The 15708-nt window shown below is 33.2% G+C and carries 12 protein-coding genes; 2 read left to right on the plus strand and 10 right to left on the minus strand.

Annotated elements, in window-relative coordinates; genetic code table 11:
• The 8 genes from HMPREF3186_RS07455 to HMPREF3186_RS07490 form a co-directional block, all read right to left on the minus strand.
• On the minus strand, positions 1–1228 hold a 1228-nt coding region (locus tag HMPREF3186_RS07455), incomplete at its 3' end, for an ABC transporter substrate-binding protein (protein ID WP_060914620.1).
• 365 nt (positions 1229–1593) lie between these two features.
• Positions 1594–3396 carry an ABC transporter substrate-binding protein gene (locus tag HMPREF3186_RS07460; RefSeq protein WP_060914621.1) on the minus strand — a complete coding sequence of 601 codons (1803 nt, stop codon included), beginning with the start codon at positions 3394–3396 and terminating at the stop codon, positions 1594–1596.
• A 379-nt stretch (positions 3397–3775) separates the two neighbouring features.
• Complete coding sequence (locus tag HMPREF3186_RS07465) at positions 3776–5578, minus strand: ABC transporter substrate-binding protein (protein ID WP_060914622.1); 1803 nt, start codon at positions 5576–5578, stop codon at positions 3776–3778.
• Positions 5579–5937: 359 nt separating this feature from the next.
• Positions 5938–6843, minus strand: a complete 906-nt coding sequence (locus HMPREF3186_RS07470; protein WP_060914623.1) for an ABC transporter permease — start codon at positions 6841–6843, stop codon at positions 5938–5940.
• A 14-nt stretch (positions 6844–6857) separates the two neighbouring features.
• Positions 6858–7823: an oligopeptide ABC transporter permease gene (opp4B, locus tag HMPREF3186_RS07475; RefSeq protein WP_060914624.1), complete on the minus strand. Its 966-nt coding sequence runs from the start codon at positions 7821–7823 to the stop codon at positions 6858–6860.
• A complete protein-coding gene (locus tag HMPREF3186_RS07480; RefSeq protein ID WP_060914625.1) occupies positions 7823–8755 on the minus strand; it encodes an ATP-binding cassette domain-containing protein in 933 nt (310 codons plus the stop codon). The genes opp4B and HMPREF3186_RS07480 overlap by 1 nt, the downstream gene beginning before the upstream one ends.
• Positions 8748–9752 carry an ABC transporter ATP-binding protein gene (locus HMPREF3186_RS07485; protein ID WP_060914626.1) on the minus strand — a complete coding sequence of 335 codons (1005 nt, stop codon included), beginning with the start codon at positions 9750–9752 and terminating at the stop codon, positions 8748–8750. The genes HMPREF3186_RS07480 and HMPREF3186_RS07485 overlap by 8 nt, the downstream gene beginning before the upstream one ends.
• Positions 9753–10125: 373 nt before the next feature.
• Positions 10126–10941: an MBL fold metallo-hydrolase gene (locus HMPREF3186_RS07490; protein ID WP_060914627.1), complete on the minus strand. Its 816-nt coding sequence runs from the start codon at positions 10939–10941 to the stop codon at positions 10126–10128.
• 494 nt (positions 10942–11435) lie between these two features.
• Here HMPREF3186_RS07490 and trpB point away from each other — a divergent pair, with 494 nt between their 5' ends.
• Both trpB and HMPREF3186_RS09565 read left to right on the plus strand, forming a co-directional pair.
• Positions 11436–12644, plus strand: coding sequence for a tryptophan synthase subunit beta (trpB, locus tag HMPREF3186_RS07495; protein WP_003144340.1), 1209 nt, complete (start codon positions 11436–11438; stop codon positions 12642–12644).
• 412 nt (positions 12645–13056) lie between these two features.
• Positions 13057–13161 carry a putative holin-like toxin gene (locus HMPREF3186_RS09565; RefSeq protein ID WP_331709136.1) on the plus strand — a complete coding sequence of 35 codons (105 nt, stop codon included), beginning with the start codon at positions 13057–13059 and terminating at the stop codon, positions 13159–13161.
• Positions 13162–13332: 171 nt separating this feature from the next.
• Here the strand turns inward: HMPREF3186_RS09565 and HMPREF3186_RS07500 are convergent, their stop codons facing one another.
• Together HMPREF3186_RS07500 and HMPREF3186_RS07505 are read right to left on the minus strand one after the other, a co-directional pair.
• On the minus strand, positions 13333–14646 hold the full coding sequence (locus HMPREF3186_RS07500; RefSeq protein WP_060914628.1) for an APC family permease: 1314 nt from the start codon (positions 14644–14646) through the stop codon (positions 13333–13335).
• Positions 14647–15406: 760 nt separating this feature from the next.
• The coding region (locus tag HMPREF3186_RS07505) for an IS3 family transposase (RefSeq protein ID WP_156438996.1) at positions 15407–15708 on the minus strand (302 nt) is incomplete at its 5' end.

A 15708-nucleotide genomic window follows, 5' to 3' on the forward strand; every position in this document is an offset into this window, starting at 1 on the left:
ATAATTTTTTAGCTTTTTCTACATCTTTTTTAGCTGCAGTTGCATTTTCGTTTACTAATTTACCTACAGCTGCTGGGTACATACCAGATCCAGTTGGAGTGAAACGTAATCCTTTGAAGATTTTTTCATTGATTTGGTCACGGTCAACTGCATATAAGAATGCTTGACGTAAGTTTTTGTCAGCTAGTTTAGCTTTAGGATCAACTACGTTTTCTCCCTTAGCTTTATCAAATTTACCTAATTTGAATCCAACATATGACATGTAACGAGAAGCTTCTCCTAAGAATGTTCCGTTCTTAATATCTTTTGCTCCTTCGTAAACACTTGGAGTAACGCTATCGATTACGTCAACTTCTCCATTTTTGATTACTTGGCTAGCTTGAGCTGGAGCTACTGTTTTGAACTCGATTTTTTTAAGTTTCATCTTATCTTTATTGTAGTAGTGAGGGTTTTGTTCAGCAAGAACACTTTCTCCGTTTACTACTTTAGTGATGTAATAAGGACCATATGATAATGGTTTTTTGTTTAAGTCTGCTTCAGCAAATTTAGCGAAGTCTTTAGAAGCTTCTTCTACTTGTTTTGCATTCAAGAAGTTATCTACAGAACCTTCTCCCCATAGTAATGATGGGCGAAGTTGAGTATATTTAATTACTACAGTCTTATCATCTTTAACTTGAAGACCTGAGATAGTTTTCGCTTTTCCAGCGTGGTATTCTTTCATACCTTCGATAAATTCGTATGACTCATTGTAACGAGTGTTTGTAGTGAATTTAGGGTTACCCATAAGTTCGTATGTAGCTACGATATCTTTAGAAGTTAAAGCTTCTCCATTATTCCATTTAACACCGTCATGGATAGTTAATGTAACTTCTTTTTTCTCACGATCTAAGTGGAATTTAACTGGAGCATCAGCATTATCTTGAATAGTACGACCTTCTTCATCAGAAGGGAATGTTCCACCCATAACTGCTTGGTTTACGTATTGGTCTTCTGCTTTATCAGAGAATACTGGGTTCCAAAGACCTGTTAATGGCTGAGCTGATAAGATACCATATTTTAATGTAGCACCATCTACAGCTGATCCACCGTTATCAAAGCTTGTTTTAAATTCTACTTTTGCTTTAGGAGCGTTTTTGCTTCCAGAATTACTTGATGTTGAACATCCAGCTAAAATTACTGAAAGAGCCATCGCTGAACTAAATACTTTTAGAAACTTATTCTTTTTCATTTTATTTCCTCCATGATATATAAAAACTTATTTTCAATTATTTATGAAATAAGTTTAACATTATTTTAAAAATAAGTCAAGTGAATTTTCAGAAAATAATAAAAAAATAACAAAATTCTTTTTTGAAATTTCTGTTCGTTTCTTTAAAAATATAAATTTAATATCAATAAACTATCTTGTAAATTATTATTTATAAAACGCACATATCTTTTACTTTACTTACATATCAAGGATATTCAGCATCCATAAACTAATTATTCTTTTCAAAACTTTGTCAAATTGACACATTTATTTTCTTATATAAAAAAGGACTACTCAAGTTGTTTCTTGAGTAATCCTTATAAACTTAATATAAACTTTTTAAATTATCCTTTAGCACTATCCTTATTAGTAAGCTCTAATGCATATAGTTTTTGTTCACCATAAGCGTATTTTTTAACATCGAAGTTTTTGATACGTTTATTTACCCATGTGATATCTGTACTCCAGCTAAATGGTAACCAAGCAGCCTCTTCTGCAAAGTCTTTATCGAATTTCTTGTATGCTTCTTTTCGCTTAGCATCATCTAACATTTCTTTAGAGTTGATTGTTTCTAAGTCTTTTTTAAGCACATCACTCATATATCTTTGATAGTTAACTTTAGCTTTATCACTTAGTAGACGTGCTGGGTTAGGGTTCGTACCTAAGCTCCACGCCCCTTGGAATAAATCGATAGATGGATCATCACTTGTTACACGTTGTGTCCAATCTTTTGATGACATTAGTTTTCCATCAGCTAGTTTTACATCTAGCCCAACTTCTTTCCATGATTTAATGAATGCATCAGCAAGAGTTTGATCGTAGTCTTGACCTGTATTACGGATAGCGAAGTTAAATGTTAATTTTTTACCATCTTTATCCTCTCTTAATCCATCTCCGTCAACGTCTTTAAGCCCCGCTTCATCAAGAAGTTTTTTCGCTTTTTCTACATCTTTTTTGAACTTGAATCCATCTTTATCGTAATAATCTTCTGAACGTGTTGGATAAATACCTGAATTTGTAGGTGTGAAACGCAATCCTTTGTAGATTTTTTCATTTAATTGATCCCAGTCTATCGCATAACCGAATGCTTGACGCACACGTTTATCCGCTGCTTTTGCGTTCGGATTTACTTTAACTTCATTTTTCTCTTTATCCCATGTCCCTAGCTTAAATCCTACATATGAAATATAGAAATCTGGTTGTCCTAGTAATGTTCCATTTGAGTAATCTTTTACCGCACTCCATACATTCGGAGTTACTTGTGACATGTAGTCAATTTCACCATTTTTAATTACAGAGCTTGCCTGAGCTGGCGCAACTACTTTGAATTGGATTTCTTTTACTTTTACATCATCTTTTTTATAGTAGTATGGATTTTGTTTAGCAAGTACACTCTCTCCATTTACTACTTTATCCAAGTAGTATGGACCGTAAGATAATGGTTTTGTATTTAATTCCGCTTCTACAAATTTGCTGAAATCTTTTGATGCTGCAGCTACTTGATCTTTATTAAGGAATGTTGTTATGAATCCACTTCCCCAAAGAAGAGCTGGTTTTACATCTTTATATTGAATAACTACTGTTTTGTCATCTTTTTTAGTAATACCTGAGATTTTTTCAGCTTTACCTTCATGATAATCTTTTAATCCTTCTATTGTTTCAAATTCGCTCTTATAACGAATATTATCTTTATACTTAGGATTAGCCATAAGTTCGTATGTTGCGATAATATCGTCCGCAACTACATCTTGATTATTACTCCATTTTAAATCTTTACGGATAGTAAGTGTTACCTGTTTTTTATCTTTATCTAAATGGAACTTAACAGGTGCGTCTTCATCGTCTTCTTTTAATTTATATGAATGATCAAAAGCGAATGTGTGTGCCATAGTATCTTCCATTACTGCATTGTCTGTTGCTTGCAGGTGAAATACTGGGTTAAACATACCTGTTAATGGATCAGCACTTAAGATACCAACTTTTAGCACAGAATCACTTACTGCACTTCCACCGTTATCAATAGATGTTTTAAATTCTACCGCGGGTTTCCCATCTTTTGATGATTTTGATGATGTTGAACATCCTGCAAGAACGATTGATAGTGCCATTGCTGAACTGAATACTTTTAAAAATTTATTTTTCTTCATTTTTTCCTCCAATATAACTCTAGTTTGTTGATAATTAAAAATAACAAAATTTAAGACGAAGTATCCTTGCTACATTAAAGCACGATACTTCGCCTTAAATCTATGTAAAATTGTAGCTCTACATATTTAATTAATATGACTTAAGGAACTTATATCCTTTAAATCCATACATTTTAAGTTATATCTATTTCTAATTAATATTTCTATAATATAAACTGTATATTCATATTCTCAAAGTTGAGAGGGCTTCAATCAAAATATTCTATAAAATTCTAATTTTCCATCCCTCTCAAAATTAATTGAAAATAAAATGAAATATAAGTTTATTAGGGGGAGTTTTAACTAAGTGCCCCTAGTTAAATCTCATTCCTAAACTAAATTAATTTTTTGCTGGTGCATCTGCAGTTAATTCTAATTTGTAGATTCTTTGTTCACCAGTTTTAAGTTTCGCTAAATCAAATGTTTTAACACGTTTGTTAACCCATGTCATTGATTGTTGCCAGCTGAATGGTAACCAAGCAGCCTCTTCTCTGAATTGTTTATCAAATTTTTGATATGCTTCTTTAAGTTTAGCATCATCAAACATGTCGCTACTACCCATAGCATCTAATGATTTTTGTAGTTCTTCAGTTGTGTAACGTTGTAAGTTAAGTGGAGATGTTTTTCCAACTAATGAAGCAACGTTTGGATCACTTCCTAATCCCCAAGCTCCTTGGAAGATATCGATTCCTGGATCATCTGCCTGCACACGTTGAGACCAGTCTTTAGATGACATAAGTTTTCCGTCTACTAATTTAACATCTAATCCTACTTCTTTCCAAGATTTAACGAATGTATCAGCTAATGTTTGGTCGAAGTCTTGACCTACGTTACGAATAGCGAAGTTGAATGTAAGTTTTTTACCGTTTTTATCTTCTCTTAATCCGTCTCCGTCAGTATCTTTAAGACCTGCTTCATCAAGAAGTTTTTTCGCTTTTTCTACGTCCTTAGTATATTTCTCACCATCTTTGTTGTAGAACATTTTAACGATTGGTGGATAGAATCCAGAACCAGTTGGTGTGAAACGTAATCCTTTATAGATTTTTTCATTAATTTGATCCCAATCTACCGCATAACCGAATGCTTGACGTACACGTTTGTCAGCTGCTTTAGCGTTTGGATCTACTTCTACTTCACCTTTTTCTTTGTTGAACTTACCTAGTTTGAATCCTACGTATGATACATAGTAATCAGATTCTCCTAAGATTGTTCCGTTTTTAGCGTCTTTAGTACCATCCCAGATACCTGTAGTCAAACTATCCATTAAGTCTACATCACCATTTTTAAGAACAGCACTTGCTTGAGCTGGTGATACAACTTTGAATTGGATTTCTGGAATTTTCACTTCAGATTTTTTGTAGTAATAAGGGTTCGCTTTCGCTAATACACTTTCCCCATTTACTACTTTATCTAAGTAATATGGTCCATAAGATAATGGTTTTTTATTTAATTCTGCTTCAGCAAATTTAGTGAAGTCTTTTGATGCAGCTTCTACTTGAGATTTATTTAAGAATTCTGCAACGAATCCATTACCCCATAATAATGCTGGCTTAATTTCTTTGTACTTAAGTACTACAGTCTTGTCGTCTTTTTTAACTACACCAGAGATGTTTTTAGCTTTTCCATCGTGGTAGTCTTTCATACCTTCGATTACTTCGTACTCATCACTGTAACGAACGTTTTCTGTATACTTAGGATTCCCCATAAGCTCATAAGTCGCAACGATATCATCTGCCTTAACATCTTCTCCATTACTCCACTTAAGATCTTTATGAATAGTTAATGTAACTTCTTTTTTATCACGATCTACGTGGAACATAACCGGTGCTTCTTTATCATCTTGTTTTTGACGGTTTGCATCGTCAAGTGGGAACGCTCCTGCCATTGTATATTTCATTACATCATAATCTGTTGATTGTAAATAAAATACTGGGTTAAACATCCCTGTTAGTGGATCAGCAGAAGCAATACCAATTTTAAGTTGTTGGCCACTAAGTGCATTTCCACCATTGTCTACAGCTGTCTTAAACTCTACAGCTGCCTTTGTTCCCTTAGAATTGTTACTTGCGCTTGAACATCCTGCAAGTAACATTGTGAGAGCCATAGCTGAACTAACTACCTTTAACATTTTTTTCTTTTCCATTATCTTATCCTCCATGCTGTATTGTATACAGCCTTCCTTAAATATTTATTTTTAGCAATTATAACAAAAAATCTTATGCTAGTCAAGTAATTGTCAGAAAATTTTACACTGTTTTTTTAATTTTCACTGAAATAGGATTTTATATTTATTGGAAATCTAAATCCAACACTTAAAATTTCTGTAATAAAACATAAAACCTTTATTGATTTCACTGTAATAATTAAGATTTTTCTGTTTAAACTTATTTATTTAATATCTTTTAAATTATACTTCTATAACAGTAGAATTGGATATTATTTGTAAATAATATTTTATAAATAATAAAAGCCATGTAGAGAATCTCTACATGACCTTTAAAATTATAATCTTTGTCTAGCATCTAAACTACGTCTTAATGCTCCACCGATAGAGTTGATACATAGTACGATAATTAAGATCGCAAGGGCTGCTGGCAGCCAAATGTACATTTTGTTAATAAGTACGTCTGCATCTTTTGCATAAGATAACATAGTACCGATACTTGGTGTTCCTGCTGGAAGACCGAATCCAAGGTATGTTAAACCTACCTCGATACCCATATTAGCTGCTAATGATAACGTAGCTTCTACGATAATGATAGAACTAATGTTAGGTAAGATTCCTTGTAACATGATTTTCCAATCAGGTGTTCCCATAGTTTTTGAAGCAAGTACATAATCACGACGTGATTCTGATAAAGCTTTACTACGTACTAAACGAGTTGATCCCATCCATGCGAATGCTGATAATATCAAGATGAACAGTACTAGACCGTAATCACGTTTGATACTTACGAATACGATGATTACCATCAGTGTTGGGATAATTACCATAAAGTCTACAAAACGCATCACAATATTATCAACACGTCCACCGTAGTAAGCAATAACTAATCCTACTGCAGTACCAAAACCAATAGTAATCGCTGTTACTGCTACTGCGATAAGAATAGAGTTAAGCATCCCCATCATTAGCCATCCAAATACTGAGTGACCACCAACGTCTGTACCTAATAAGAATCCATCCTCACCAGGTTTTAAGAAAATATTTAATAAATCTACATCAAAGTAAGTGCTGTATACACCACTTACACGAATGTAAATATTGAAAAGTACTACGAAAATTAAGATAGCACTTAGTGTAATTAAAGCTGCAAATGCACCTTTATCTTTTTTAAACTCACGAGCTACAACTGAAAATCCAGAAGGAGTTTTAGTTATAACTTTTTCTTCTTTTGCTTTTGTCATTGTTCAACTTCCTCCTAGTCCAATTTAATACGTGGGTCTACAATCGCCATGATAATATCACTTAATGTACTACCAAGTAGTGTTAAGAATCCAGAGAATAACATTAATGTTGTAACAACACTATAATCTCTATCTTGAATACTTTGGTAGAATAGTTGTCCCATTCCTGGGTAACCGAAGATTGTTTCTACGAAGATACCACCACTGAATAATCCAGTAATAGAGAATCCGAAGAATGCTGCGATTGGTAAAATAGAGTTTCTGAAGATGTGTCCTGAGTAAACTTTTTTAACTGGTACACCTTTAGAACGAGCTGTTTTTACATAGTCACTTTGTTTCGCATCGATAACTTCATTACGTAAATATTGAACAGTCGATACTGTTGATAATAACGCTAAACAGATACCAGGTAACACTAAGTGTTGTAGTTTGTTAATATAGTACGTGAATGTTCCTGGATCAAGGTTAACATCTACAGAACCACTTGTTGGGAACCATCCTAAACCAAAACCGAATAATGCGATCATGAATAAGTATAATACGAATGATGGAATCGCTAGGAAGAAGAAGTTATAAAAGTTTACGAATTTATCGAATTTAGAACCGTTATAACGTCCCGCATACATCCCCATAGGAATAGCGATCGCATACATAATTACCGCTGTAAATAATGACAGGTTGAATGTATTGAAAATTCTTTCTCCAAGAAGTGTTCCTACTGACTTACCAGTAGTATAACTTAGTCCGAAATCTCCATGCATAAAGTTTTTCAGCCAAGTTAGATATTGTTGGTACCAAGGCTCATAGAATCCACTCGCTTGACGAATCGCTTCAATTTGCTCTTGAGAGATTTTTGGATTTTCTGCCAAACCACTGAATGGATCCCCAGGCATAAGTTTAGCTAGACCAAACACTAGTACACTAAGGATGAATAACTGTGGTATCATTACTAAAAATCGTTTTAAAACTACTTTCCACATTACACTTCTCCTCCTTTCATTGCTACATAGTGTGTTTCTGTTAATTTCTTAAGTGGATATACTCTTCCATCTTTATCAAAATAATCATTATAATGTTTTTGATATTCTTCTTCTACAGCTTGTCTTATTTCTTTTACTTCTTTAGCTTTATCTAAGTTAGTACTTGGAATCGCTGCAATAAGACGTTTTGTATAAATGTGTTGTGGATTATTATAAATATCTTCACGTGTTCCACGCTCTACGATACGACCACGGTACATGATATAAATGTAATCACACATATGTTTAACAACCCCAAGGTCATGAGAAATGAATAGATAACTTATATTAAAGTCTTTTTGAATTTTCTTCATGAAGTTTAGAACCTGTGCTTGAACTGAAAGGTCAAGAGCCGATACTGGTTCATCAGCTACGATTAAACGAGGATTACATGCAATCGCACGCGCAACTCCGATACGTTGACGTTGTCCACCTGAGAATTCAAATGGATATTTATACATAGCTTCTTCACCCATACCAACGATGTTTAAAAGTTCTAAAACTCGTTTTTTTGTATCTTCTTCAGATAAGTTTTCAAAGTTACTAATAGGCTCTGCGATAATATCTATAATACGCTTCTTAGGATTTAAACTAGACATTGCATCTTGGAAAATCATTTGAACATCGCGATTATATTTTAGTTTTTTACGAGCTGCTTTTTTAGTAACATCTTCTTCTTTGTAGATAATTTGTCCATCAGTTGCTTTTTCTAAACCTAGAACTACTTTACCAACAGTAGTTTTTCCACTACCACTTTCTCCGATTAGTCCATAAGTTTTTCCAGCTTCGATTTCAAGATCAACGCCATCTACCGCGTAAACATGGTCTTTAATTGTATTAAAAAATCCACCACGAATAGGATAATGCACTTTTAGATTTTCAACTTTAAGCATTGTTCTCCTCCCCTTCAAATTCAAAGTTTCTGTGACATGTACAACGTACATGGTGTCCTTCTTCTACTTCGTGTAGAGTCGGATTATGTTCATGATGTTCATCTTTAAGCCAAGGAATACGGTTTGCAAAACGACATCCTTGTCTGTCTAAAGTTTTTAAAGATGGGACCATCCCTTGAATAACATAAAGTTCTTCTCCAACTTCCTCGTCATCAATTTGAGGAATACTACGTAATAAACTACGAGTATAAGGGTGCTGTGGATTTTTAAAGATCTGCTCTGCTGTTCCGATTTCTACTACTTCTCCAGCGTATAACACGGCTACTCTATCCGCCATTTCAGCAACTACCCCAAGGTCGTGCGTAATTAAGATAATACCAGCATGCATCTCTGCTTGAAGCCCTTTAATAAGGTCTAAGATTTGCGCTTGGATTGTAACATCTAGAGCTGTTGTTGGTTCATCCGCAATAAGAACACTTGGTTTACAACTCATCGCCATAGCTATCATTACACGTTGACGCATACCACCAGATAATTCATGTGGATATTGTTTTGCACAACGCTCAGGATTTGGAATACCAACTTGTGTTAATAACTCAATAACACGTTTTTGTCTTTCCTCTGCACTTAATTCAGTATGATAAATTAAAGCCTCTTCAATTTGTTTCCCAATTCTGTGTAGTGGGTTTAATGAAGAAAGAGGATCTTGGAAGATCATCCCAATATCTTTTGTTCTAATTTTATTCATTTCATCTTCTGTTAAATCTAGAATATTTTTCCCGTTAAAAATAATTTCTCCAGTAGATTTTGTTAGATTTTCATTATGAAGACGCATTATTGTTGTCGCTAATGTAGACTTACCACAACCACTCTCTCCAACGATAGCTAATACTTCGTTTCTATATAGGTCTAAACTAACTTTATCAACAGCATTAAAATAATCGTCTTTAATTCTAAATGCTGTTTCTAGATTTTTAATCTCTAATAGTTTTTCCATTCGCCTATCTCCTTCCAATAACATTACTCAATAAATTAATACAATTTTAAACTTTATTTCATTTATTTTCATTTTATCTTGTTTTATTAAACATTACAACTTATTTTTTGAATAATAATTTTTTTCATAAATCATAACTTTTTAAAAAACTACATAATACTATATTATAAAATTTTTAGAAAAAAAGCAATAAAAAAATAAAAATTTAACACGAAAAAACTAGAATTTTCTGAATATTTACAGAAAAGGTTCTCATTTTCATATGAAAATTACTCAATATGATAATTCATTTTATATAATAGTAGAAAAAATAAGATCAACTTCTAAAACTAATTCTTTAGAAACTATTTTTATAAGTTGACCTTATTTCTTATTATATTTCTATTATCTTAGTTGGAATTACTGGATCAGTATCCATTATAACTATTTTATTATTGCAATCGATAGTCTTATCAGCTTCTAGAATGCAATCTATATCCTTGTGTTTAAGAGTCATGTCCGCTGCCATACGAGCTAGTTCCTTCGTATTGTTTTGCTCACTTAAGTGGGCTAAAAAGACATTTCTCGTATTATCTCCTACTATTTTCGTCAAATAATTTGCAGAGTCTGTATTTGACAAGTGCCCCATATCTGATAGTATACGTTGCTTAGTAGTCCATGGATAAGGTCCACTAAGTAGAACATTCTCCTCATGATTACTTTCATAAACAATCGTATGAGAATCCTTCACATAATCAATCATCTTATCAGATACATAGCCCGTATCTGTAAGGATACTTACCCTTTTCCCTTCACACTCAAAAGTATAAAATTGCGGATTAATCGCATCATGGCTAACTCCAAAACTGTTAACAACTACATCATCAAAAACTTTACTTTCTTCTTTTTCAAAATGAAATTTAAGATCTGAGTTAATTTCACCACATTTTGTCATATTCTGCCAAGTAAGCGCGTTAGCATATACCGGAATATTGTACTTTCTCGCTAGTACCCCTACTCCTTTAATATGATCTATGTGTTCATGCGTTACAAAGATTGCATTTATATCTTTAATATCACGCTCTATTTGCGCTAAGTTCTCTACTACTTTTTTCCCAGTCAGTCCAGCATCTACTAAACATCTAAAATTATTGTGCTCTATATAGATACTATTTCCACTACTACTGCTGGCTAATACCGATAATTTCAAATTGCACCTCCATACTTAAATTTTACACCTTTATATTATACCACTTTTACAATGCTTTAGGTAGAAAGAACTACAATCTTGAACATTCCTAATCATCTCTTAATATTTTTATAATTAAACACTCCTTTAGAATCTTGTTACAATAGGCTACTCTTGTAAATTGTCAGAAAAATTTAAAAAATTACAAAAAAAGACTTGCATTCTAAAAAAATAATGTGTATAATAAAAACAACAAAACGAGAAGGAGGAACTACAAATGAAACAAACAACAACTTTAAACTCTTGGCAAAACTGGCGTAGATAATGTTGTGTGTATGTTTTTATGACGTAGACGCAACTTTAGTGTACTCTAAAAAGTGTCTATGTCGGCTGTAGAAAAATCGTTTTAAATTTCGCAAAAGGGCCGTATAGAATTCTATACGGTCTTTTCTTTTTAGGGTGAAATACAAAAATTAAAATAATCTTATAGACAATTCGAAAGGAAATAAACAATTATGACAAACTTAGAAAATAACTTAAACAACTTAAAAGGATACTTTGGAGAATTTGGGGGAAGCTTCGTACCTGAAGTAGTTCAAAAGGCTCTTGATGAACTAGAAGCAGCTTATGATAAATACAAAGATGATGAAGAGTTTTTAGCAGAATACGCTCATTACTTAAAAGATTACTCAGGACGTGAAACTCCACTATACTACGCTGAAACTTTAACAAACCACCTTGGAGGAGCAAAAATCTACCTTAAACGTGAAGATTTAAATCACCTTGGTGCGCACAAACTTAACAACGTTATTGGGCAAATTTTACTTGCAAAACGTATGGGTAAAAAGAAAGTTATCGCTGAAACAGGAGCAGGTCAACACGGTGTAGCTACAGCTGCTGCCGCTGCAAAATTCGGTATGGAATGTGAAATCTACATGGGAGCTCTTGATGTAGAAAGACAAAGATTAAATGTATTTAGAATGGAAATGCTTGGAGCAAAAGTTCACGCAGCGCAAGAAGGAGAAAAAACACTTAAAGAAGCTGTTGATGCTGCATTCAAAGCATGGATTGAAAACATCGACGATACTTTCTACGTACTAGGATCTGCAGTAGGACCTCACCCATATCCTACTATCGTAAAAGACTTCCAAAAAGTTATCAGCCAAGAAGCAAAACGTCAAATCCTAGAAAAAGAAGGTCGTCTACCTGACTTAGTAGTAGCTTGTGTAGGTGGAGGATCTAATGCAATCGGTGCTTTTGCTGAGTTCATCCCTCATGAAGAAGTAGCATTACTAGGTGTTGAAGCCGCTGGTCGTGGTCTAGATACAGATCGTCACGCAGCAACACTAACACTCGGTACTGTAGGGGTTGTTGATGGTATGAAAACTTACGCATTATTCAACGAAGATGGTTCAGTAAAACCTGTTTACTCAATCTCTCCAGGATTAGACTACCCAGGTATCGGACCTGAGCACTCATTCCTAAAAGATGCAAAACGCGCTGAATATGTAAGTGCAACTGACGATGAAGCTGTCGATGCTTTACTTCTATTAACTAGAACAGAAGGAATTATTCCAGCAATCGAAAGTTCACACGCTCTTGCAGAAGTAATCAAACGCGCTCCAAAACTGGATAAAGATAAAGTAATTATCGTTAACGTATCTGGACGTGGAGACAAAGACGTAGCCGCAATTGCAGACTACTTAGAAAATAGAAATAAATAACAACAAAACATCGCATACTAGATTTTCTAGTATGCGATGTTTTTTTCAAAAATTACACCTTTATAACATTAAATTTATGAGTAAAAATTACTATAATTAACAAGTTGAAGACACTGATATATCAACCTTTGTAAATAGTTGATTATCTATATTTAATTTGATATAATCAAAGTCGGAAAGAGAAGTTAGGGAGTGTAACAACTTCTGATAAGGATTGCGGTAGTCGTTTATTTTTCAAAGTCAAAGACTGAAGAAAAATATTACGAATAGCGTATGCAACAGGAACTTAAAAAGCAGGTACTAAAAATTAGTATCTGCTTTTTCTAGTTCCCACTGCTGTGGCTACTTTTCTATGGAAGGAGATGGTGCTTATGCTCATAAGTAACAGAATCTGGAAGAAAGGAGTAGCAAATTGTCACCTTACGAAATAGTACAAACTATTATTGGTATAAATCTATTGATTGTAACAATAGTTGGAGTGTGCTTAACAGCGTTCAAAAATGACAATAAAAAATAACCATCTTTAACTTTAGCCGGTTAGATGGTTATTAAAACTATCTTATTCGAGCTACCGTCTTTAAAACGGCTCTCTCTTTTATAACTTTATTTTAACATAAATACATATGAAACACAATAAATAACATCAAAACATCACATACTAGCTTTTCTAATATGCGATGTTTTTTTATTATTTTTTAAATTTTTTGTGTAATTCTGTATAGAATAATAATCCTATTAACGTTAAGGCTATTCCTCCCATAGCTAATGATGTTTGTGAGATTAAAGTACTTACTAAAGTATAAACTCCACCAAGAATAGCTATTATAGGAACAATCGGATATAACGGAACTCTATATGGTCTTTCTAATTTTGGTTCTTTTTTACGTAGTATAATTACCGCAAGGAAAGTTGCTGTGTAGAAGAACCACATTACGAATACTAATAGGTCTGTTAACATATCAAAACTACCAGTTAACATCATTAAGAATGCTATTACTAGAAGTAATAATCCCGCATTCACCGGTACAGCACCTTTATTTAACTTCGTCCATACATTTTTAAATGGAATCTGTTCACTTTTTGCCATTGCATAAGGAACTCGAATCCCAGCCATTGAGAATCCGTTAATCGCTCCATATACACTAATCAGTATACCGATTGTGATAATTTTACCACCAATACCGCCGAACAACTTCGCAGCTACATCACTGGCTACAGTTTGATTACCTGCAACATGATCTAATGGTAAAGTCATAAGGTAAGCAACATTTATAAGTACATATACAACCATAACAACTGCAAGTCCTAGGAAAATTGCTCTTGGTAAGTCTTTTTTAGGATTTTTCATCTCTCCCGCCATACTTCCTACATTCGTCCAACCTTCATAGGCAAACATCGCAGCAAGTAAAGCTCCACCTAGTCCACTAGCGAATGAAATATCTTTCCCCGCTTCTACAGGGAATAATTGCAACGGTTGTGAATCACTTTGGAATAATCCAAATGCAATAATTACTATTAATGGGATTAATTTACAAATAGTAGCTACCGTCTGAATCATTCCTCCAATTTTCCCACCTAAAAAGTTTAAAAACATTAACGATGTTGCAGCAGCAATGGCTATAGGAAGATGCCACGTTTTATCTAAATTTAATAAATTTAAAACTTGTGTAGAGAAGATAACCGCAAGAGCCGCTATCATCGCAGGGAAATAAATCACCGACTGAGCCCATCCTAATAAGAATGCTGCAGTTTTCCCATAAGTTCTTTCTATCCAAACGACCATACCGCCAACTTCAGGAATAGATGCCGCAAGTTCTGCTACGGTAAGACCTGCACAAATAGTAATAATACCAGCAAGCACCCAAGCAAGTAACCCTAAGCTCATCGTCCCTGTAGTCTTATAAATAACAGCCGCTTTAAAAAACACTCCTGCTCCTATTACTGAGCCTATTACAGTCATAAAAGCCGGCATAAAGCCTATCGTTCTTTTCAGTTCACTCATTAAATAATCTCCTTCTTTTACAGATTTTTTTATACCTAATTATAACCTTTTATGCACTAAAAAGAAAAAAGAAAAGACTCAAAATTTGAATCTTTTGAATGTTACTTCTAGTTCACCAAAAAGACACTTTTTTTAAATATATAATTAAATTTTAAATATTTATATTTTATTGATTATCTATACGATAATTATCTCTATCGTAATTGTCATTTTCGTGTAATTCTTACTATTATTAACAATATTAAAATAATAATATTAATTCCTTAAAATCATTGATAATCACTAATTAATCTGATATAATCAAAATCGGAGAGAGAAGTTGGAAATTATAATACTTTCTACAAAGATGGTGGCTACTTTTTTACGAAAGGAGTTGGTGCTATGCTCACATACACTGAAAACTTGAAGAAGGGAGTAGCAAGTTGTCGGCATACGAAATTGTACAAACAATTATTGGAATAAACCTTTTAATTGTTTCAATAGTTAGTGCATGTATTATGGCATTAAAAAAAGACAATAAAAAATAACCATCTTTAAAACTGGTACTGCACCCAAAAAATTGGACAAAATATTCAGTTATTTTTGTTTAGTATTTTAAACTTTAAAGTCAGTAAATTTTATTACTTTTAGTGACTTTCATTCCTTACAGTTATTTTAGATTTTTCAAACTATTTAGTCAAGGATTTTTAAAAGGCGTAGCCCTTGTCCTTGACTAAATAGGAGAGAAATCTAAACTGTAAAAGGGAATGAAAGTCTCTTTTTATTTATATTTGTTTCTATTAATTTTTCTATAGTTTACGGGACTTAATCCACCTAAGTTCAACTTTATTCTTTCCTCATTATAATATTTTATATAATCTACAATAGCTTCTTTTAATTCATATTTATTCTTGAAAGTATTTTCGAATCCGTAATACATCTCAGATTTTAAAACTCCAAAGAAGGATTCCATAAATGCATTATCAGCCGATGTTCCCTTTCTAGACATTGATTGTTTAATTCCTTTTGCTTTAAGAATTTCTCTATATGTAATATGTTGATATTGCCAACCTTGATCACTAT

The sequence above is a fragment of the Gemella haemolysans genome, assembly GCF_001553035.1.
GTDB lineage: Bacteria > Bacillota > Bacilli > Staphylococcales > Gemellaceae > Gemella > Gemella haemolysans_B.

Excerpts from the sequence above, each read along its gene's own strand:
- HMPREF3186_RS07460 (WP_060914621.1), bottom strand. The coding sequence starts at position 3,396 with ATGAAGAAAAATAAATTTTTAAAAGTATTCAGTTCAGCAATGGCACTA.
- HMPREF3186_RS07465 (WP_060914622.1), bottom strand. The coding sequence starts at position 5,578 with ATGGAAAAGAAAAAAATGTTAAAGGTAGTTAGTTCAGCTATGGCTCTC.
- HMPREF3186_RS07470 (WP_060914623.1), bottom strand. The coding sequence starts at position 6,843 with ATGACAAAAGCAAAAGAAGAAAAAGTTATAACTAAAACTCCTTCTGGA.
- opp4B (WP_060914624.1), bottom strand. The coding sequence starts at position 7,823 with ATGTGGAAAGTAGTTTTAAAACGATTTTTAGTAATGATACCACAGTTA.
- HMPREF3186_RS07480 (WP_060914625.1), bottom strand. The coding sequence starts at position 8,755 with ATGCTTAAAGTTGAAAATCTAAAAGTGCATTATCCTATTCGTGGTGGA.
- HMPREF3186_RS07485 (WP_060914626.1), bottom strand. The coding sequence starts at position 9,752 with ATGGAAAAACTATTAGAGATTAAAAATCTAGAAACAGCATTTAGAATT.
- trpB (WP_003144340.1), top strand. The coding sequence starts at position 11,436 with ATGACAAACTTAGAAAATAACTTAAACAACTTAAAAGGATACTTTGGA.
- HMPREF3186_RS07500 (WP_060914628.1), bottom strand. The coding sequence starts at position 14,646 with ATGAGTGAACTGAAAAGAACGATAGGCTTTATGCCGGCTTTTATGACT.